17 protein-coding genes are annotated in these 19,161 nt (G+C 68.3%); 3 read left to right on the top strand and 14 right to left on the bottom strand.

All coding sequences use genetic code 11. The annotated features are described in order from the left end of the window. Positions 1–98: 98 nt before the first annotated feature. Complete coding sequence (locus tag HMPREF3115_RS03550) at positions 99–1,421, top strand: HipA domain-containing protein (protein WP_070553447.1); 1,323 nt, start codon at positions 99–101, stop codon at positions 1,419–1,421. Between the two features lie 89 nt (positions 1,422–1,510). Here the strand turns inward: HMPREF3115_RS03550 and HMPREF3115_RS03555 are convergent, their stop codons facing one another. The 10 genes from HMPREF3115_RS03555 to HMPREF3115_RS03600 form a co-directional block, all read right to left on the bottom strand. Next, on the bottom strand, positions 1,511–2,422 hold the full coding sequence (locus HMPREF3115_RS03555) for a hypothetical protein (protein WP_006407353.1): 912 nt from the start codon (positions 2,420–2,422) through the stop codon (positions 1,511–1,513). A gap of 363 nt (positions 2,423–2,785) precedes the next feature. Beyond that, a complete protein-coding gene (locus HMPREF3115_RS03560) occupies positions 2,786–4,513 on the bottom strand; it encodes a site-specific integrase (RefSeq protein WP_006407352.1) in 1,728 nt (575 codons plus the stop codon). Between the two features lie 118 nt (positions 4,514–4,631). After that, positions 4,632–5,900: an MFS transporter gene (locus HMPREF3115_RS03565; protein ID WP_070553448.1), complete on the bottom strand. Its 1,269-nt coding sequence runs from the start codon at positions 5,898–5,900 to the stop codon at positions 4,632–4,634. 17 nt (positions 5,901–5,917) lie between these two features. Further along, positions 5,918–6,706 (bottom strand): peptidylprolyl isomerase, encoded by a 789-nt coding sequence (locus HMPREF3115_RS03570; RefSeq protein WP_070553449.1) that lies wholly within the window; start codon positions 6,704–6,706, stop codon positions 5,918–5,920. A 9-nt stretch (positions 6,707–6,715) separates the two neighbouring features. Next, positions 6,716–7,399 carry a respiratory nitrate reductase subunit gamma gene (gene narI / locus HMPREF3115_RS03575; protein ID WP_006407349.1) on the bottom strand — a complete coding sequence of 228 codons (684 nt, stop codon included), beginning with the start codon at positions 7,397–7,399 and terminating at the stop codon, positions 6,716–6,718. A 25-nt stretch (positions 7,400–7,424) separates the two neighbouring features. Further along, a complete protein-coding gene (gene narJ / locus HMPREF3115_RS03580; protein ID WP_070553450.1) occupies positions 7,425–8,117 on the bottom strand; it encodes a nitrate reductase molybdenum cofactor assembly chaperone in 693 nt (230 codons plus the stop codon). Further along, entirely contained in the window at positions 8,114–9,649 is a 1,536-nt protein-coding gene (gene narH, locus HMPREF3115_RS03585; protein WP_070553451.1) for a nitrate reductase subunit beta, read from the bottom strand. Before narH ends, narJ begins: the two co-directional genes overlap by 4 nt. After that, positions 9,646–13,422 (bottom strand): nitrate reductase subunit alpha, encoded by a 3,777-nt coding sequence (locus HMPREF3115_RS03590; protein ID WP_070553452.1) that lies wholly within the window; start codon positions 13,420–13,422, stop codon positions 9,646–9,648. Before HMPREF3115_RS03590 ends, narH begins: the two co-directional genes overlap by 4 nt. A gap of 257 nt (positions 13,423–13,679) precedes the next feature. Then, on the bottom strand, positions 13,680–13,871 hold the full coding sequence (locus tag HMPREF3115_RS03595) for a DUF2964 family protein (protein WP_070553458.1): 192 nt from the start codon (positions 13,869–13,871) through the stop codon (positions 13,680–13,682). Beyond that, positions 13,871–14,359 (bottom strand): universal stress protein, encoded by a 489-nt coding sequence (locus HMPREF3115_RS03600; protein WP_070553453.1) that lies wholly within the window; start codon positions 14,357–14,359, stop codon positions 13,871–13,873. Before HMPREF3115_RS03600 ends, HMPREF3115_RS03595 begins: the two co-directional genes overlap by 1 nt. Positions 14,360–14,593: 234 nt before the next feature. On the opposite strand from HMPREF3115_RS03600, the gene HMPREF3115_RS03605 reads away from it, so the two are divergent. Further along, positions 14,594–15,358: a 2-keto-4-pentenoate hydratase gene (locus HMPREF3115_RS03605; RefSeq protein ID WP_059940576.1), complete on the top strand. Its 765-nt coding sequence runs from the start codon at positions 14,594–14,596 to the stop codon at positions 15,356–15,358. 77 nt (positions 15,359–15,435) lie between these two features. Beyond that, entirely contained in the window at positions 15,436–16,821 is a 1,386-nt protein-coding gene (locus HMPREF3115_RS03610; protein WP_070553454.1) for a 3-deoxy-D-arabino-heptulosonate 7-phosphate synthase, read from the top strand. A 21-nt stretch (positions 16,822–16,842) separates the two neighbouring features. Here HMPREF3115_RS03610 and arsB read toward each other — a convergent pair whose 3' ends face one another. From arsB to rpsU, 4 genes are all read right to left on the bottom strand, one after another. After that, a complete protein-coding gene (gene arsB, locus HMPREF3115_RS03615; protein ID WP_070553455.1) occupies positions 16,843–17,928 on the bottom strand; it encodes an ACR3 family arsenite efflux transporter in 1,086 nt (361 codons plus the stop codon). Continuing rightward, on the bottom strand, positions 17,915–18,436 hold the full coding sequence (locus tag HMPREF3115_RS03620) for an arsenate reductase ArsC (RefSeq protein WP_059940573.1): 522 nt from the start codon (positions 18,434–18,436) through the stop codon (positions 17,915–17,917). Before HMPREF3115_RS03620 ends, arsB begins: the two co-directional genes overlap by 14 nt. An 18-nt stretch (positions 18,437–18,454) precedes the next feature. Continuing rightward, positions 18,455–18,796 carry an ArsR/SmtB family transcription factor gene (locus tag HMPREF3115_RS03625; protein ID WP_006408539.1) on the bottom strand — a complete coding sequence of 114 codons (342 nt, stop codon included), beginning with the start codon at positions 18,794–18,796 and terminating at the stop codon, positions 18,455–18,457. A gap of 121 nt (positions 18,797–18,917) precedes the next feature. Continuing rightward, positions 18,918–19,130, bottom strand: a complete 213-nt coding sequence (gene rpsU / locus HMPREF3115_RS03630) for a 30S ribosomal protein S21 (RefSeq protein WP_006402910.1) — start codon at positions 19,128–19,130, stop codon at positions 18,918–18,920. Positions 19,131–19,161 lie beyond the last annotated feature (31 nt).

Here is a 19,161-nt window from a genome sequence, read left to right on the forward strand (position 1 = left end):
CGGCGCGTCGCGCGCGCTCGACATCGCGCGCCGCGTGCTCGCCGAGGCCGGCGAAGCGCCGCCCGCCGCCACGCGCACGAACGACGGCGAGGCCTCGCATGACTGAACGCGCGCTGATCGCAGCGATCGGCGCCGAGCCGATCGGCACGCTGCACGAAAACCGCAACCTGTGGGCGTTCGAATACGCGCCGTCGTGGCTCGCGCATCCGGCGCGCTTCGCACTGAGTCCGCACCTGCCGCTGCAGGCCGACATGCTGCGCGACGGCGCGACGACGCGTCCCGTCCAGTGGTACTTCGACAATCTGCTGCCCGAGGAGGCCGTGCGTGCGCTGCTTGCGCGCGACGCGGGGCTGCCCGACATCGGCGATGCGTTCGCACTGCTCGAGCATTACGGGCGCGAATCGGCCGGCTCGGTCACGCTGCGCCTGCCCGACGACGCGGCGGACGACGACACGACGCTGCGCCCGCTCGACGCGGCCGCGCTCGACGCGCGCATCCGCGCGCTACCTGCCGTGCCGCTCACGCACGACGCGCCGAAGAAGATGTCGCTCGCCGGCGCGCAGCACAAGCTGCCGGTCGTGCTGCGCGACGGCCGTCTGTTCGAGCCGAGCGGGCAGGCGGTCTCGACGCATATCCTGAAGCCCAATCATCCGCACGCGCACGACTATCCGCATTCGGTCGTCAACGAATGGTTCGTGATGACGCTCGCGCGCCGCGTCGGCCTCGACGTGCCCGACGTCGAGCGCCGCTACGTGCCTGCGCCGGTCTACGTGATCCGTCGTTTCGATCGCGTCGACACCGACGCGGGCGTCGAACGGCGCCACGCGATCGACGGCTGCCAGGTGCTGAACCTGCCCGCGACGATGAAGTACACGGGCTGGTCGCTCGACGCGCTGGCCGCACTCGCGAACGCGTGCCGCGCGCCGGCGCCGGTGCGGCTGCGGATCTTTCGCTGGCTCGTGTTCTGCGTGATCGTCGGCAACGGCGATTCGCATCTGAAGAATCTCAGCTTCATCGTCGGCGACAGCGGGCTCACACTCGCACCGCACTACGATCTGCTGTGCGACAGCGTCTACGAAACCGCCGCGTACAGTGCGCGCGGCCGCTGGCCCGATCTGACGGAATTCACACGGCCGGTCGCGGGCGTGCAGCGCTATGCGGATTTCACGCGCGACGTGCTCGAACGGGCCGGCGCGGCGCTGGGCCTCACGCGTGCGACCGCGCAGCGCCATCTCGACACGCTCGTCGCGCAGATACCGGCGCGCGCGGACGCGCTGCTCGCCGAAGTCGCGCGCGAGAACGATGCGATGCGCGATGCGCGCCCCGAGCTGACCGCGACGCTCGGCGGCGAGATGCATCTGCTGCGCGCGATCCGGCACATCGTGATTCAGGAGATGGTCGAGCGGCTGCGGCCGCGCTGACGGTCGCGTGCCGTTCGCGGCGCCGCGCGCTGCGTGTCGTGCGTCGAACCCGCGTGCAGGGCATGCGCGGCGCGGCGCGCGGTTGCCCGCTACCGCGCCGTCTGCTGCCGCTGCACTTCCTGCGCCTTCATCTGCAGATAGTCGCTGCGATCGACCTCGTGCAGTTGCCGCGGATACTGCTCGGTCGCGTCGAACCAGCGCACGAGACGCTGGTCGAGCGGCTTGTCGAGCGTCGCGAGATACGCGTCGATCGCGAGGTAGTAGCGCATCGTGTTGCGCTCGAGCAGCCCGCGCACGCCGCCGACATAGTGCGGCTTGCCGCCCGACGCATCGGCGACGGTCGTGAAGCCGACCTTGTCGCTGCCGATCGTCGACAGGTACGTCTTCATCGCGAGCCGGCCGACCGTGCCGAAGCCGTACGAATACGTCAGATGCAAAAACGTGCGCGACTCGCCGAGCGGCACCGCTTCCAGCGCGATCCGGTAATCCTTCGTGCTCATCGGCCCGCTGTCGGCAGTCAGGTCGACCTGGAAATAATCGGGTGTCGCGGCCGCGACGCGATAGCGAAACTGCAGCCGGTACGTGTCCGACAGTTTCTGCTCGGTCTTGCGTCCGATATTCACGTCGAGCACCGCGCCGTTGCCGCCGGACGACGCATGGCAATACTTCGTGTTCAGATGCAGGATCAGCACCGCACACCAGTTCGCCGGGCCCTGCGCGGGATCGTTGAGCTTGCCGTTCACCACCTGGAACGGATAGTCGACCACCGCGTAGATGTCGCCCTTCAGCGTCGATGCCGCTTCCGAGGATTCAAGGTACAGCGGGCGGTGGAACGGGTTGTTCTTCAGTTGATCGCCGAGGCTGCGATAGCGCTCGAGCAGCGCGGCGGCGCCGTCGGCGCCGAACGACAGGGCGCTCGAGGCGATACAGCAGAGCGCGACGAGCGCGCGCGCGGCAAGCCCGGCGAACCGCACCGGGCGCAGGCGTTCGGATAGCTCCATTCATGTGCTCCAGCAGGTTGCGCGACAGGGCTGCGCATCAAACGGACAGCATACGCCCGGATCGACAGCGATGCGCCCGCCCGAGTTTCATCGCACGCAAGGATCGGCGATCGGGCGGGCGCCGCACGCCGTCGTGCTATCCACAGTTTCACTGGACAACCATGTGGAAAACCGGCGCTCTCCCTTGTCCCGCCTGGGTTTGCACGGCGCGCCCATAAAATGGGCAAGGTACCGGGTCCGGATCGTCGAGACGGCGTTTCACCGCGGCATCGGCCGAGCGCCGACGAGCCGCCGCGTCGCCCGCCCCCATCGAGCGTCCCCCGCGCTGCACGCCGCCGCCCGAAAAACGGGCGCGCCCGATGCTCACTTGTCCGCCGCGAACGCACTGGCCATCTGCCGCGCACGCTTTACGTCGTCGCCGTGCAGATAGATCGACGTCGTCGAGATCGACGCGTGGCGCAGGTTGTCGCGCACGGTCGTCAGTTCCGCGCCGCGCGCGAGCGCATGCGTCGCATGCGTGTGGCGCATCCAGTGCGGGCTCGCCTGCCGCAGCTTCTGTGCGAGCGCCGGATTGTCCGCTTCGATGAGATCGGCCGTCTGCACGAAGAAGCGCTGCATCACCTTCCACAGCCGCACGCTCGTGATCGGCGCCGCGCCGTCCTCGGTGAGCCGCGGAATCAGCGGCGTGTCGGGCCGCCAGCGAACCGGCGTGACCGGTAATCGGCGTGCGACCAGATAGCGATCGAGCGCCGTCCGCGCGAGCGGCGGCAGCGCGACGCGCGCCGCCTTGCTGCCTTTGCCGACGACTTTCAGCCACGCGTCGCCGTGCGCATCGGTGTCGATGTCGCCGAGCGTCGCGCCGACCAGTTCGCTCGCGCGCAGCCCGGTCGCATAGCCGAAATCAAGGATGAAGCGCAGCCGCTGCGCGGCCGCCGGCGTCCATGCGGCGGCCGGCACGTCGGTCTTGCGGAACTCGAGTCCGTCGGCGATCGTCCGCACCAGCAGCCATTCGCCTTCGGTAAACGCGTGCGACGTATCGAGCGCGCTCGCGCCGCGCGTGTCGCGCACCTTCACGCCGGCGAACGGATTCGCGAGCACGTAGCGCTGCTCGATCAGCCAGCGGAACATCGCGCCGAGCACCGAGAGCGCATACGCGGCCGAGCGCGCCGACAGCGCGCCGGAAAACGGCCGCCAGTCCGGCGCGCCGCGTGGCCGCACGGGCCCGATCCAGCGCTCGTGCGGCGTCGGCCGCCGCAGGAACGTGCGATACGCGAGCGCGTCTTCGGTCGTCAGCGACGACAGCGCACGGCCGCGCTCGACGATTGCCCACAGGATCAGCCGCTCCGCTTCCTTCCGGTATGCGCGCCGCGTCGCGGCCGACTCGTGCAGCGACAGCCACGCATGCACGGCCGCGTAATCGTTGTCGGCGTCGAGGGTGCAGGTCGCGCGCGGTGCGCGGAACGTGCCGGCCGATCCGTCGACTTCGTGCGGCAGCTTCAGTTGCTCCCACGGGACGATCGTGCCGCGCGGCGTCGCGGCAATCAGCGCGCGCGCACGCTCGGTCAGCGCCGGATGCGCGGCGAAGAACGCCTCGATGCGCCGCGCACCGGCAAGGCCGAGGCCCGCGATCGCCTTCCACCACTGACGCCGGCGCGGAATCCGCACGGTCAGATCGGCAAGCGTCGCGATCCCGTGCGCGCGCAGCGCGGCGACCGCGCGCGCGGGCAGCCACGCATCGATCGCGTCGCCGATCTGCGGCACCGGCGCGCGCGCATGCCGCAGCACGCCGATCGCGTCGGTTGCGGCCTTCGCTTCCCGTAAACGCTCACCGTCGGGATGCGCAAGACACGTCGCGAGATCGGGGCGGCCGACCTCGCGCGCGATGCGCACGAGCCGTCGGCGAATGCCGCCGATCACGCCGCGCGCCGAGCGGCCGTTGCCGAGGCGGTCGGGCAGATAGCGCTCGACCGCATCGCGCACGGGCATCCCCGCATACCACGCGCGCAGCGCGGCGAGTTCGTCGGCATCGGGAAACCCTGCGGGCGCAGGGACAGGATCGGAGGAAGACAGGAGCGTAACGCGCGGTTTCATGGGCGCCAGTTTGACAGAACTGCGCGCGGCAGAAAACGCTTGCCGCACGGCGCCGCCCGCGATCCGGCGCGCGCTGCCGTGCGCTGCCGGCAGCGCGTCGTCGTAGGCGGCGACCGCCTCAGCCCGTGACCGGCGTGCGCCGCACTTCGGACAGATAGATCAGGATCAGCGACACCCACACGACGCCGTACAGCAGCATGAAGCAGGTCGTGCGCACGCGCAGCAGATCGAGCAGCAGCCCGAACAGGATCGGCAGCAGAAACCCGCCGAGCCCGCCCGCCAGCCCGACGATGCCGGTCACGACGCCCATGTTGTCCGGGAAGTCGTCGGCGACGTACTTGAAGGTCGACGCCATCCCGAGCGCGAACACCGCGCCGAGCACGAACGTCAGCGCGACGAAGCCGGCGACCGGCATCGACACGTTGATCGCCGCCGTGCCGTCGATCGTATGAATCACGAAGTCGGTAGCCGGATACGACAGCAGGAAGAGGCAGATCCACGCGACCCACAGCCCCCACCAGGTGACGGCATGCGCGCCGAAGCGGTCGGCGAGCGCGCCGCCGAGCGCGCGCAGCACCGAGCCCGGCAGCGAGAAGCCGGCCGCGAACGCGGACGCCATCACGAGCGACATCCCGTATTCGGCCTTCAAGTACTGCGGAATCCACAGCGACAGCGCGGTAAAGCCGCCGAACGTGATCGAGTAGTACTGGCAGAGCCGCCACACGCGCGGATCGCGCAGCACCTTGAACGAATCGACCCACGATCCGGCCGCCTTGCCCGCGCCCGGATCGCGCGCGGACATCAGCCAGAAGATCACGGCCGTGACGAGCAGCGCGACCGCGTAGACGCGCGGCACCGTGCGCCAGCCGTATGCGGACAGCAGCAGCGGCGTGACGAACAGGTTCACGGCCGCGCCGCAGGTGCCCGCGCCGAACACGCCCATCGCGAGCCCGCGCCGCTCGGGCGGAAAGAAACGCGCGACATACGGCGTGCCGACCGCGAACGATGCGCCGACGCAGCCGAGAAACAAGCCGATCACGAGAAACTGCCACAGCGCATTCGCGTAGCTCACGAGATAGACCGGCACGGCGCACACGACGAGCAGCGCCGTCATCACGATCCGGCCGCCGAAGCGGTCGGTCCACGTGCCGAGCGGCAGCCGCATCAGCGCGCCGGTCAGCACCGGCGTCGAGGTCAGCAGGCCGAATTCCGTGCTGTTCAGCCCGAGCTCCGTGCGCAGCTGCACGCCGAGCACGCCGAACATCATCCACACGACGAAACACACGATGAACGCGAGCGTGCTGCCGGCCAGCACCGACCATGCGCGCAGCGGAATCGCCGGCGCGCCCGCGGGCGGCACCGGACGCTGTTGTTGTCGAATTGCCATATCAGAAAAATCCCGTGTCATTGGACGAGCGGCCCGTTTGCGCCGTCGAAGCGCACGCCTTCGATGCGCGCGCCGCCCGCGAGAATCGCCACGTATTGCCGCATTGCGCGCTGGCGCACGCGCGCGGTCAAATGCGCGGCAATCTGCGCGGCGACTGCGTCGAACGGCACCGTGTCGCCCGGTACGCGGCGGTCGATCCGCACGATATGAAAGCCGAAGCGCGTGTTGACGAGTTTCGGCAGCACGCCGAGGCCGTCGGTATCGAACAGCGCGGCTTCGAATTCGGGCACGGTATCGCCGCGCAGCAATTGACCGAGGCTGCCGCCGAGCTGCGCCGACGGACAGTTCGACGACGCACGCGCCACCGCATCGAACGTATCGGGCGCGGCCACCACGTCGGCGAGCGCACGCTCGGCGCGCTGCCGCAGCGGCGCGAGCGGCACGCGGTCGGTCACCGCGAACAGCACGTGACTCGCGTAGACGATGTCGTTGCGCCGGAAGCGCGCCGGATGCTGCGCGTAATAGCGCTCGCAATCGGCGCGGTCGGGTTCCGGCACGTGCGTCAGCTCGCGCGCGAGCAGCGCGTCGAGCGCCGCGTCGTCGAGCGGCGCGCCTTCGTCGAGCAATGCGAGCGACACCGCACGCTGGCGCAGCAATTCGCGCACGGCGAGCGCATGCCGCGCCGCATCGAGCGCGTCGCGCGCATCGCCGTGATGCTCGGCTTCGGCCGCGATCGCGTCGTCGCCGATCGCGATGCCGTTGACGACGAGCGACGGCGTCGCGGCTTCGGAGAGAACGTCGTTCATGCGATCTCCTCAGCGCTTGCGCACGAGCTGATACGGGCGGACCAGATAAGCGACCGACGCGATGCCGCTCCAGATATGGACCATCCGCGTGAACGGCGAGACGAGGAAGATCGTGAAGCCGAGCAGGATATGCAGCCGGTACGTGAGCGGCACGCCGACGAGGAGGCTCGCGACGTCCGGCCGAAACGTCACGACGCCTTTCACGTAGTCGGTCAGTTGCTCGAACATCGCGCCGTCCATGTGGCGCGTCGACAGCACGACGGTGCCGAGCCCAAGCGCGAGCTGCAGCCACAGCATCAGCACGATCGCGACGTCGGACTGCCGGCTGCTGCGACGGATCCGCACGTCGCCGAGCCGCCGCCAGATCAGGATCGTCAGCCCGACGATCGACACGAGGCCGGCCGCGCCTCCCGCCACCATCGCGACGAGCTGGTGGCCCGACGCCGACAGAAACGGCGACACAAGCCAGTGCGGCGCGAGAAACCCTGCGAAGTGCCCGATCACGACGACGAGCACGCCCCAGTGAAACAGGTTGCTGCCGAGCCGCAGCGCGCCGTGCCGCAGCAGCTGCGACGAGTCGCTTTTCCACGTGTACTGCTCGCGGTCGAAGCGGATCAGGCTGCCGAGCAGCAGCACCGCGAGACAGAGATACGGGTAGATCCCGAACAGGAACGTATGCAGGTAATCGTTCATCGCTTTCCCCAGTAAGACGCGGCACTCACGCGCGACGCGCGGGCCGCCGGTCGTGGAATTGCACGGTTTGCTCCGTCGGCGTCGCCGCGCCGACGAAACGCACGGCTTCGTCCGCATACGCGGCGTCGAGCGCGCGATAGTCGGGATGCTCGGCGGCCGCGTCGTCGTCCGCCGACGTCGGCGCATCGGCCGGTGCGAGCCCGGCCATCGGCAGCAGCGCGCCGACGACGAAGCTGTAATGACTGCGGCGCTGCGCGAGCTGCGCCGCGAGCGCGCGCAGGATGTCACCGGTCTCGCCGAGCAGATCGCGCGCGTCGGGCGCCGGCAGCCGCGACAGATATTCGAGGAACACCGGCAGATAGTCCGGCAGTTCGCCGGGCTTCAGATACAGCCCGTGCCGCTCGTACATCTGCAGCAGATCGACCATCGCCTGGCCGCGATCGCGCGATTCGCCGTGCACGTGCTCGAACAGATGCAGCGAGGTCGCGCGGCCGCGGTCGAACAGCGCGACGTAGTTCTCCTGCAGCGTCAGCAGATCGCGTTCGCGCAGATACGCGAAGAACCGCTCGAGGCCCATGCGCACCGCTTTGGGCCAGCGCGTGCGCGGGCCGTCGCGCAGATGTGCCTCGATGGAATCGAGCGCATCGACGAGTGCGTCGTCCGGATAGTCGAGCAGCGCCGCAAATGCCGCGTAGGTCGGATCGGGTGCGCGGCTCATCGCGACACCTCGCGAATCGGAATCGTCTTCGTGCCCTTCTCCTTCTTCGCGCTGAACAGGCTCGCCGACGAACGTCCGTCCGAACAACCGTTGCCGAACGAGAAGCCGCACGACGCGCGCAGGTCGTACGCGTTCTCCGCATATTCGCGATGCGTGGTCGGGATCACGAAGCGATCCTCGTAGTTCGCGATGGCGAGATAGCGGTACATCTCGTCGACCTGCGCGACCGACAGCCCGACCTGGTCGAGCACGCCGCGCGCCTCGATGCCGTCCACGTGCCGCGCGCGCATGAACGCGCGCATCGCGAGCAGCCGTTCGAGCGCGAGCTTCACCGGCGCTTCGTCGCCGGCGGTCAGCAGGTTCGCGAGATAACGCAACGGAATGCGCAGCGATTCGACGTCGGGCAGATAGCCGTTCATCCCGAGCGTGCCGCTGTTCGCGGCCGCGTTGATCGGCGACAGCGGCGGCACGTACCAGACCATCGGCAGCGTCCGGTATTCGGGATGCAGCGGGAACGCGATCTTCCAGTCGATCGCCATCTTGTAGGTCGGCGAGCGGCGTGCGGCCTCGAGCCAGGCGGCCGGCACGCCGTCGCGCTCGGCCCGCGCGATCACGGCCGGATCGTCGGGATCGAGGAACAGCGACAACTGCGCTTCGTACAGGTCCTTGTCGCTTTCGACGCTCGCGGCCTCACCGATGCGATCGGCGTCGTACAGCAGCACGCCGAGATAGCGGATGCGGCCGACACAGGTTTCCGAGCAGACGGTCGGCTGCCCGGCCTCGATACGCGGATAGCAGAAGATGCACTTCTCGGCCTTGCCGCTTTGCCAGTTGTAGTAGATCTTCTTGTACGGGCATCCCGACACGCACATGCGCCAGCCGCGGCACTTGTCCTGGTCGATCAGCACGATGCCGTCCTCCTCGCGCTTGTAGATCGAGCCCGACGGGCACGACGCGACGCACGCCGGATTCAGGCAGTGCTCGCACAAGCGCGGCAGGTACATCATGAACGTGTTCTCGAACTGCCCGTAGATCTCCTTTTGCACGTCCTCGAAGTTGTAATCCTGCGCGCGCTTCTCGAACTCGCCGCCGAGGATTTCTTCCCAGTTCGGTCCCCACTCGATCTTCTCGAGCCGCTGGCCGCTCACAAGCGAACGCGGCCGTGCAACGGGCATCGCCTTCGTGTCGCCGGCTTCCTGCAGATGCGCATAGTCGAACGTGAACGGTTCGTAGTAGTCGTCGATCTCGGGCAGATGCGGGTTCGCGAAAATCTGCGCGAGCAGCCGCCACTTGCTGCCCAGACGCGGCTCGATCTTGCCGTCCGCGCGGCGCTGCCAGCCGCCGCGCCAGCGGTCCTGGTTCTCCCAGTCCTTCGGATAGCCGATGCCCGGCTTCGTCTCGACATTGTTGAACCACGCGTATTCCATGCCTTCGCGGCTCGTCCAGACGTTCTTGCAGGTCACCGAGCACGTGTGGCAGCCGATGCATTTGTCGAGATTCAGCACCATCGCGATCTGTGCGCGTACCTTCATGATGCTTCTCCTTCGCGTACGGCCTGCGTTGTCGGGTGGCCCGCGTGTTCTTCTCCGTCGAGCCAGTCGATCCGGTTCATCTTGCGCACGATCAGGAACTCGTCGCGGTTCGAGCCGACCGTTCCGTAGTAGTTGAAGCCGTACGACAACTGGGCATAGCCGCCGATCATGTGCGTCGGCTTCAGCGCGATGCGCGTGACCGAGTTATGGATGCCGCCGCGCGTGCCGGTGATTTCGGAGCCCGGCGTGTTCACGATCTTTTCCTGCGCGTGATACATCATCACCATCCCGGCCGGAATCCGCTGGCTCACCACCGCGCGCGCGCACAGCGCGCCGTTCGCGTTGTAGCACTCGATCCAGTCGTTGTCGGCCACGCCGATCGCCTTCGCGTCGTCCTCCGACATCCAGACGATCGGCCCGCCGCGCGACAGCGTCAGCATCAGCAGGTTGTCCGTGTAGGTGCTGTGGATGCCCCACTTCTGGTGCGGCGTCAGAAAGTTCAGCACGCGTTCCGGGTTGCCGTTCGAGCGCTTGCCCAGCATGTGCGCGTAGCTGCCCGTGTCGATCGGCGGCTTGTACACGCAGAGCGACTCGCCGAACGCGCGCATCCACGGATGATCCTGATAGAGCTGCTGGCGGCCCGTCAGCGTGCGCCACGGCACGAGCTCGTGCACGTTGACGTAGCCCGCGTTGTACGACACGTGTTCCGACTCGATCCCGCTCCACGTCGGCGACGAGATGATCTTGCGCGGCTGCGCCTGGATGTCGCGGAAGCGGATCTTCTCGTCCGCACGCGCGGAGGCCAGATGCGTATGATCGATGCCCGTCGTGCGCGACAGCGCACGCCAGGCCTTCACCGCGACTTCGCCGTTCGTCTCGGGCGCGAGCGCGAGAATCACCTCGGCCGCGTCGAGCGCGGTGTCGATGCGCGGGCGGCCCTGCGCCGCGCCCGCCTCGACGCGATAGTTCAGCTCGCCGAGCAGTTCGACTTCGTCCTTCGTGTCCCAGCCGATTCCCTTGCCCGCGTTGCCGAGCGTGTCCATCAGCGGGCCGAGCGACGTGAAGCGCGCGTACGTGTTCGGATAGTCGCGCTCGACGACGGCCACCGACGGCATCGTGCGGCCCGGCACCGGCTCGCATTCGCCGCGCTTCCAGTCGCGCACGTCGAACGGCTGCGCGAGCTCGGCCGGCGTGTCGTGCGCGATCGGTGCCAGCACGACGTCGCGCTCGACGCCGAGATGGCCGTCGCAGAGTTCGGAGAAGCGCTTCGCGATGCCCTTGAAGATCTCCCAGTCGCTCTTCGCTTCCCACGCGGGATCGACGGCCGCCGACAGCGGATGGATGAACGGATGCATGTCGGACGTGTTCATGTCGTCCTTCTCGTACCACGTCGCGGTCGGCAGCACGACGTCCGAATACATGCAGGTCGTCGACATCCGGAAGTCGAGCGTCACGAGCAGATCGAGCTTGCCGCGCGGCGCGTCGTCGCGCCACGTCACTTCGTCGGGACGCCGGCCGCCCGTCGCGCCGAGATCTTCGCCCTGCACGCCGTGCGTCGTGCCGAGCAGATGCTTGAGGAAATACTCGTGCCCCTTGCCCGACGAGCCGAGCAGGTTCGAGCGCCAGACGAACAGGTTGCGCGGATGGTTTTCCGGCGCGTCGGGGTCTTCGCAGGCCATGCGCAGCGTGCCCGACTTCAGCTGCTGCGCGACTTCCGCACCCGCCTGCGCCGGATCCGCAAGCTGCGCGCCGACCTGCAGCGGATTGCGCGCGAGCTGCGGCGCCGACGGCAGCCAGCCCATCCGCTCCGCGCGCACGTTGTAGTCGATCGGCGCGCCCTGGAACTGCGACGGATCCGCGAGCGGCGACAGCAGCGCGGCAGGGTCCATCGGGTCGTAGCGCCACTGGTCCGTGTGTGCGTAGAAGAACGAGGTCGAGTTCATGTGGCGCGGCGGCCGGTGCCAGTCGAGCGCGAACGCGAGCGCGGTCCAGCCGGTCTGCGGGCGCAGCTTCTCCTGGCCCACGTAATGCGACCAGCCGCCGCCCGGCTTGCCGATGCAGCCGCACATGATCAGCATGTTGATGATCGCGCGGTACGACATGTCCATATGGAACCAGTGGTTGATTCCCGCGCCGATGATCACCATCGACTTGCCCTGCGTCTTGTGCGCGTTTTCCGCGAACTGCCGCGCGACCGCGATCACGTCGGCGCGCTTCACGCCCGTGATCGCTTCCTGCCACGCGGGCGTGTACGGCAGATCGTCGTCGTAGCTCGCGGCCACGTCGCGGCCGCCGAGCCCCTGATCGAGCCCGTAGTTCGCGACGAACAGGTCGTACACGGTCGCGACGAGCATCTCGCCGTTGCGCGTCGCGATGCGGCGCACGCCGATCCGGCGCGACAGTTCCGCGCGATGCTGCGTCGAGTTGAAGTGCGCATGCGGCTGATTGCCGAAGTACGGAAACAGTACGTCCACCACGTCGTCGTGCTCGGTCGTGCACGACAGCCGCGGCGACAGCGCCGCGCCGCCCGACGTCTCGCTGCGCAGGTTCCACTTGCCGGCGTCCGCGGCGCCCCGCTGCGCCCAGCGGAAGCCGACCGAGCCGACCGGCACGACGAACTCGCCCGTCGCATCGTCGATCGTCACGGTCTTCCACTCCGGATGCGCGGCCTCGTCGAGCGCATCGTCGAAGTCCGACGCACGCACGAGCCGCTCGGGCACGTAGCCGTCGCCGTGCGGCACGAGCCGCACGAGGCACGGCATGTCGGTGTAGCGCTTGCAGTAGTCGACGAAGTAGTCGCTGCGCGCCTGGCCCGCGAGATGAAACTCCTTCAGGATCACATGGCCCATCGCAAGCGCGAGTGCCGCGTCGGTGCCCTGCTTCGGATGCAGCCACAGGTCGCCGAATTTCGCGCCCTCCGAATAGTCGGGGAACACCGACACGACCTTGGTGCCGCGATAGCGCGCCTCGACAAGGAAATGCGCGTCGGGCGTGCGCGTCTGCGGGACGTTGGAACCCCACATCATGATGAACGTCGAGTTGTACCAGTCCGCCGATTCGGGCACGTCGGTCTGCTCGCCCCAGGTTTGCGGCGATGCGGGCGGAAGGTCGCAGTACCAGTCGTAGAAGCTCAGGCACACGCCGCCGATCAGCGACAGATAGCGCGAGCCGGCCGCATACGACACCATCGACATCGCCGGGATCGGCGAGAAGCCGACGACGCGATCGGGGCCGTGACGTCCCACAGTGTGGACATTGGCCGCCGCGACGATCTCGTTGACCTCGTCCCAGCTCGCGCGCACGAAACCGCCGAGCCCGCGCCGGCTCTGATACGCGCGGCGCGCTTCGTCGTCGTCGACGATCGAGCGCCAAGCATCGACCGGCGCCATCGTGCAGCGCCGCTCGCGCCACAGCTTCACGAGCGCGCTGCGCACGAGCGGATGCTTGAGACGGTTCGCGCTGTACAGGTACCACGAGTACGACGCGCCGCGCGAGCAGCCGCGCGGCTCGTGATTCGGCATGTCGGGGCGCGTGCGCGGATAGTCGGTCTGCTGCGTTTCCCACGTGACGATCCCGCCTTTCACATAGACCTTCCACGAGCACGAGCCGGTGCAGTTGACGCCGTGTGTCGAGCGGACGACCTTGTCGTGCTGCCAGCGCAGCCGATAGCCGTCCTCCCACTGCCGATCCTCGTCGGTGACGGCACCGTGGCCGTCGGAGAAGCGCGGCCGCGCCGTCGTGAAGTAACGCAATCTATCCAGGAAATGGCTCATGGGGATCTCGTTCTTTTACGGTCTTTCGGCAGACCTTGATCATTTAAGGAGGCCGCAACGGCGAAGTAAAGGACGCCGTTTCGGCCGCATGCTGCGCGTAACGGTTCATCGTCATGGCGGCGACGTCGGGCGTATCGCTTCTCGATACGAATCGCGACATTGTTGACTCGAGCGATTCGCCGGAAGCCGAACCATGTCGATGTCCTGATCGATTCGTACGCCGTTGGCAGCATGTCGGCGACAGTGCTGCCGTCGCATCATGGGTCGCGCTTGTCGGCGACGTTCAGCATCACGACGAATCCGCACACGCCGACGATCAGCGCGATCGCGCCGCCGTGCAGCGCGGTCGGCTCGTCGAACAGCAGCCCGACGACAACGGCCATCATCCCGAGCAGCGTCACGAACACCGCGAGCGTCGCGATGACGATCTTCGACGGGCGGCCGGTCATCATGCTTCCGCGCCGCTGCGCGCATCGGACGACGCAGGTGCACGCTCGCCGCGAATCAGCAGCACCGGGCAGCATGCGCGGCGCACGAAGCGCTCGGCGACGCTGCCGAGCAGCATCCGCTGAATCCCGCGCCGCCCGTGCGTGCCGACCACCGCGAGATCGACGTCGTGCTCGTTCGCATAGCGTTGCAGCCGCGCGGCGACATCCTCGCCGAGGCCGTCGGTTTCGACGAGTTCGGTGTCGCCGTTCACCGATGCTTGCCTGATCGCGTGCTCGGCCTCGCGCAGTGCGTCGATCCCGTCGCGGCGCAGTTCGTCGACGAGCGCCTGCGGATCGAAGCGGCCCGCGTACGCGAACAGCGCGGATCTGTCGACGACATAAACGACCGCCACTTGCGCACCATTCGTTTTCGCAATCTTCAGCGCTTCGTCGAGCGCGTGTTTCGACGACGCACTGCCGTCGAACGCGACCATGATCGTGTTGTACATGCGGATCTCTCCGGTTGCCGCCGCACGGAGGTTCGTGCGGCCATGCGACCATCATCCGCGGATCGGCGGCGCCCGACGTTGCGCGCGGTCAATCGAGCTCGCGCCGCTGCGTGCGTCAAAGCGACGCGCGGGTCGCGGCCGCGCCCTGCAGCCCGCGCATCGAAAACGTTATCATCGGCATGATTCGTTTCGTCCGGCTCGTTTGCCGGCTTCCTTTCACTACGCTCAACCGACATGACAACGACTATCGAACGCGTGGACGGCGCCGCCCAGCATCTCGTCGCCGCCCGCCATGCCGGCGCGCCCGGCCCGCTGCTGCCCGATGCTTTCCGTCCCGAAGACGTCGACACCGCGCTCGCGATCCAGCACCGCGTCGCGGACCTGCTCGGCGAGGCGATCGGCGGATGGAAGTGCGCGCTGCCGCCGCCCGAGCGCGTCGTCGTCGCGCCGATTTTCGCGTCGACGATCCGCGAAGCCGGCGCGCCGTACCGCGTCGTCACCAGCACGCCGAGCGTGCGGATCGAGCCGGAGATCGCCTTCGTGCTCGATCGCGACCTGCCGGCGCGCGCGCAGCCGTACGGCGACGCCGACGTGCGCGACGCGATCCGCGAAGTGCGGCTCGTGCTCGAAGTGCTCGGCTGCCGCTATGCGGAACCGGCACGCGCGACGAAGCTCGAATTGCTCGCCGATGCGCAGTTCAATCAAGGCTTGTGCGTCGGGCCCGTCGTGCGCGACGGGCTGCGTGCATCGCTCGAAGCGTTCGAGATTGCGTTCGAAGGCGAGCTGCACCGCACGATCGACGGCCGCCATCCGGACGGCGATCCGCTGAAGCCGCTCGTCTGGCTCGCCAACTTCGCCGCGTCGCGCGGCGAGCCGCTGCGCGCCGGGCAGATCGTGACGACCGGTTCGTATGCGGGCGCGATCGAGGTGCCGCTCGGCGACGCGCTGACGGTCCGCTTCGGCGAACTCGGCAGCCTCGCGGTCACGCTCACCGCATAACGCACCGCCGTCCACGCACGCCGGCAACGCAATCCGGCATCATGGACGGCGTGCCCCTTCCGCTCCGCGTCCTCGCCATGCCGCCGATTCCGCTACCCGCGCTGCTCGATCGCATCCTGCGCACCGTCGTGCGCCGCTATCGGCTGCCGCCGCTCGCGCGCTCGTCGTCGCTGGACGCGTCGACGAACGCGGCCACCGTGATCGCGACCGTGATCGAGGAGGCGCGCCTCGCGCTCGCCGCGCACACGGCGCCCGAAGCCGCGCTGCAGGACCGCTTCGTCGCCGCGCTCGCGCGCATGATCCGCGATGCGGTCGATCCGCACATGGGCGACCCGGCGTTTCAGGCGGCGGTGCTGCGTCACGACGCGCCCAGCGTGCGCGACTACGCGGCGTTGTCCGCGCATGCCGACCAGGACCGGCGCGCGCTGCGCTCGACCGTCAACACGCTCGCGCATCCGGCGAAGCGTGAACGTTGTGCCCATGCATGGCAACGCGACGCGCTCGCGGAGCTCCATACCGCGGCGTTTTCCGCATCGTGGAGCGCGTTCGATGCGACGGTGCGACGGTGGCGTGCGCACCCGGACACCGCAAGCGATCCCGTGTTTAGCCGCGAACTCGCGAAACTGACGGACAGCCCGGCGCTCGCGCGCTTGCAACGCATCGATGCGCTCGCATCCGACCCGTCCGTGCGCCGCTACCGCGCGCTACTCGCGCGGCACGGCCCGCAGTCGGGCAGCGCGCTGGCGGTGGCACAAGGCGTCACGTCGCGGCAACGCGGTGCGGCCGTCGAAGCGGCGGCCGCGCAGGCGCTCGACGCACTTGCGCAGCGGCTCGATGCGCACGACGGCACGCCGCGCTATCGCGTCGTGACCTCGATGCGCGTGCCGTCGGCGATACCCGGTCCGCACGATCGCGCCAAGACGGAATGGGATGCCGTATTGCTCGAACGTGCGAGCGACGACGCGCAGGCGCCGGTCTGGAACGTGTGCTTTCTCGTCGAAGCGAAGGCGTCCGCGGATGCGGCGACCACCGATCTGCCGAGACTGCAGCGCGGGTTGCGGCTGCTCGCCCAGGCCGACGCGGGCACCGTGTATTCGTTCGATACGCGGCAGGGCGCGGTACGCGTGACGGGCGCGTCGCTCGGTGCGCTGACGACCGACGAAGCGACGCTGCCGCGCGAAGTGATGTACTGCTGCGACGAGCGCGCGGAGGTGACGCCGCGCCTGCTCGGCGCGGCCAGCCGCATGCAGCTGCTGTGCGCGCAGGCGAGCCTCGACTATGCGAGTACGCTGCTGCGGACCGGCGACGCCGATCCGCGCATGCTCGGCGTGATCTGGGAAGCGCTGATCGGCGTGCCGCAATGGCGCTCCGTGCTGCACCAGTATTCGACGCTGCGTCAGGTGCGCGAGCTGATGGTGCGGATCGACGATCTGCTGGTGGCGATCGACGACGCGGCGGCGTGACGCGCGACCGCCGCGTCGCGATCATCGTGCGAGGTCGTGCGTCCGCGGCGCCGCGTCGTACCAGCGTCGCGATCGATTCACGACACTGACGACGAACAACATCACCGGCACCTCGATCAGCACACCGACAACCGTCGCGAGCGCCGCGCCCGAGTGAAAACCGAACAGGCTGATGGCGGTCGCGACGGCGAGTTCGAAGAAATTGCTCGCGCCGATCAGGCTCGACGGACCGGCGACGCAGTGCGCGACGCCGAGCCGCCGATTCAGCAGATACGCGAGACCGGAATTGAACAGGACCTGGATCAGGATCGGCACCGCGAGCAGCGCGATCACGCGCGGCGCGTCGACGATCGCGTCGCCCTGGAACGCGAACAGCAGCACGAGCGTGGCGAGCAGCGCGCCGATCGAATACGGGCCAAGACGTGCGACGGCGTGACGGAAATAGGCCTCGCCGCGCGCGAGCCAGCGCCGGCGCAGCCATTGCGCGACGAGCGCCGGAATCACGATGTACAGCGCGACCGACATGATCAGCGTGTCCCACGGCACCGTGATCGCCGATAGCCCGAGCAGCAGCGCGACGAGCGGCGCGAACGCGACGACCATGATCGCGTCGTTGAGCGCGACCTGCGACAGCGTGAAATACGGATCGCCGTCGCACAGCTGCGACCAGACGAACACCATCGCGGTACACGGCGCGGCCGCGAGGAGAATCAGACCCGCGACGTAGCTGTCGAGCTGCGCGGCGGGCAGCCACGGTGCGAATACATGACGCACGAACACCCAGCCGAGCAGCGCCATCGAGAACGGCTTGATCAGCCAGTTGACGAAGAGCGTGACGCCGATGCCGCGCCATTGGCTGCGCACGCGCGACATCGCCGCCAGGTCGATCTTGACCAGCATCGGCACGATCATCACCCAGACGAGCACGCCGACCGGCAGGTTCACCTGCGCGACCTGCATCCGGCCGAGCGCGCGAAACACATCCGGCAACAGCTGGCCGAGCACGATACCCGCGACGATGCAGAGCGCGACCCACGCGCTCAGGTAGCGCTCGAAAAACCCGATGGCCGGACGCGCGGCGCCGAGCGTCATATCAGTGCCGCTCATCGCACGCCTCCGCCGGCTCTTCGCCGATCGCGCGCATCGCGCGCCGAATCGCGTCGCGATCGAGCGCGTCCAGCGGCAGCGCAAGGAATCGGCTCACGCGGTGCGCGATCTGGCGGCGCACCTTGTCGAATACGCTGCGTTTCTCGTCGTCGCTGCCCGCGCACGCGGCCGGATCTTCGAACCCCCAGTGCGCCGCGATCGGCCGACCCGGCCACACCGGGCACGCTTCGCCGGCCGCCGCATCGCACACCGTCAGCACGAAATCCATCTCCGGCGCACCGAGCCGCGCGAACTCGTCCCAGCTCTTGCTGCGCAGCTGCGACGTATCGTAGCCGAGCGCCGCGCACTGCTCGATCGCGAACGGATTGACGACACCCGCCGGGCGGCTGCCCGCGCTATACGCGCGAAACCGGCCGTTTCCCAAGACGTTGAACAGCGCTTCGGCCATCACGCTACGCGACGTGTTGCCGGTGCAGAGAATCAGAATCGAATAAGGTCGGTCGGTCACACGCGGCTCCACGGAAGATCACGACGGATTCGCCGCGGGCGGGCAGCAGCCGCGCGCGTCGCTCGCCGCGCAGCTGGCGCCCGCGCAGCAGTTCTCCGTCAGGAAACCGATCAGGCCGTTCATGGCGTCGAAGTGCGCCGTATAGAACACGAAGCGCCCTTCCTGCCGCGACTGCACGAGGCCGGCATGCGACAGATCCTTCAGATGAAACGACAGGCCCGACGGCGACAGACCGAGCCGTTGCGCGATCTCACCGGCGGCGAGGCCGTTCGGGCCGGCCACCACGAGCGCACGGAAAATCGCGAGCCGCGATTCGTGCGCGAGCGCGCTCAGCGCGCGGACGACGTGATTGGAATCCATGCGCGGCACGATAGCGCATTCATTTCTATATTTCAAGTAGTGTTGAAATAAAGCCGCCCTGCGTTCCGCATTCGAGTGCGCGGCGCCGCGGCCGCGCACGATAGGCGGCCGGACGCCGAGCTCAGTACAGCTTTCGCGGCGGCAGCGCGCGCCGCACGCGCGCACGCTGGCGCACGACGGCGCTCGCCTTCTTGCGCTTGCGCATCGCCGTCGGCTTCTCGTAGCTCGTGCGGCTGCGCAGTTCGCGAATGAGCCCGGTTTTCTCGATGTCGCGGCGGAACCGGCGGAGCGCGACGTCGATCGGCTCGTTGGCTTTCAGCGTGATGCTGGTCATGAATGATCCTGTGTTGAAGCGTTGATGGGAA

Source organism: Burkholderia sp. HMSC10F09, assembly GCF_001806955.1.
Taxonomy (GTDB): domain Bacteria; phylum Pseudomonadota; class Gammaproteobacteria; order Burkholderiales; family Burkholderiaceae; genus Burkholderia; species Burkholderia multivorans.